Annotated in this window: 2 protein-coding genes; one reads left to right on the top strand and one right to left on the bottom strand. The window is 37.0% G+C overall.

The genetic code is table 11. From position 1 onward, the window contains the following. On the bottom strand, positions 1-490 hold a 490-nt coding region (locus tag ACWEH3_RS36035; RefSeq protein ID WP_452358513.1), incomplete at its 3' end, for an amidohydrolase. Positions 491-600: 110 nt separating this feature from the next. Between ACWEH3_RS36035 and ACWEH3_RS36030 the strand changes: the two genes are divergently transcribed. Next, positions 601-1,491, top strand: a complete 891-nt coding sequence (locus ACWEH3_RS36030) for an IS982-like element IS982B family transposase (protein WP_452358512.1) — start codon at positions 601-603, stop codon at positions 1,489-1,491. The last annotated feature ends 83 nt before the right edge of the window (positions 1,492-1,574 follow it).

The raw sequence follows: 1,574 nt of genomic DNA, 5'->3' as shown, positions 1-1,574 counted from the left end.
CGATCATATTATCGACACCGTCAAGAGCTCCTGCTTTAATCATACCTTTGGCACCACCAGGAGATACTTCCTCTGCTGGTTGATGGACAATTCTAACTCTTCCCGGAAGTTCTTGTTTTATTTTTACTAGTTCTCTAGCAAGTACCATCAAATATGCAGTATGTGCATCGTGTCCACAGGCATGCATTACTCCTGGATTGACCGATTTAAAACTTAAATCATTATCTTCAAAAATAGCAAGAGCATCAAAGTCTGCTCTCAACGCAAGAGTTTTTCCGGATTTTCCACCTTCAATATCAACGATGATTCCAAATCCCTTTCCGATAAGTTTTGGTTCACAGTCAAGTTCTTTATAAAAGCCCATAATATACTTAAATGTTTCTTTTTCTTGAAAAGAAATTTCTGGGTATTGATGAAGATGACGCCTAATTTGAATCATTTCATTCTCATATTGTGTTAAGCTAGTCAACAAATTATTAAGTAGTTTCATATGATACCTCTAAACTTTCTACCCGAATTGCTAGTTAATTTCATTGGAAAATAAATAAGTCGTGCTATCCTAATCTTAAACCACTAAGCATTAGAAAGCGCACGACTTATATGACTTATAATAGCACACTTCCAAAAGTTTTTGTTTATTTACTGACAACCATTGAGACGCTTTATCAAACGAGTGTTTCCCTTGAGGTTCAAAACCGAAAAAACGTCCATCTCGCAACATCAGATTGCTTAGTTATCGCTTGTTACCTCTGGGGCGTACTGCATTTTAGTGAAACGCTTAAAGCTAAGCACCAATTGGCTCAAAGTTTATTTCCTAATTTCCTAGAATATTCTCGCTTTGTCCGCCGTTGTAATGCCCTCTTACCGAGTATCCAAGTCATTCGCCAAGCACTCGTCTTTAAAGAGGTTGAAGGAATTAGTGTATCCATTATTGACAGCTTCCCCATTCCTTTGTGTCAGCCTATTCGTAACTTCAGAAGCAAAGTTCTTGGAGATTATGCAAATGTTGGCTACAATTCTACAAAGGGACAGTACTTCTATGGATGTAAATGTCATGCTTTAGTCAGTGAATCAGGCTATGTCATAGACTACACAATTACTCCTGCTTCAATGGCTGATCGTTCAATGACCGAGGAAGTGTTGAGTCAATTTGGGACACCAACAGTCCTTGGAGATATGGGATATCTAGGTCAGTCACTGCATGATAGGCTGGAATTAAAAGGAATTGATCTAATTACACCTGTCAGGAAGAACATGAAGCAAAAGAAAATCCTTTTCCCTAATTTTTCAAAACATAGAAAAGTGATTGAGCGAGTTTTCTCTTTTTTGACAAATCTAGGAGCTGAGCGTTGTAAAAGTCGTTCGCCTCAAGGTTTTCAATTGAAATTAGAGATGATACTTTTAGCGTATTCTTTACTGTTAAAATCAGCTAAATCACTGGAACCAGAGACTTTAAGATATTCTATCGGGTATCAAGTCATGGCTAAATAATCAACTAGCAATTCGGGTAAATAAGATTAAAAATTATATTCACTTCCAGTGTTTACCTCTTACCAGTCTGTAAAGTTTATATC

The organism is Nocardia sp. NPDC004718 (assembly GCF_053601535.1).
Note: the sequence above shows the minus strand (reverse complement) of the source record. Positions and strands in the feature narration are given on the sequence as shown.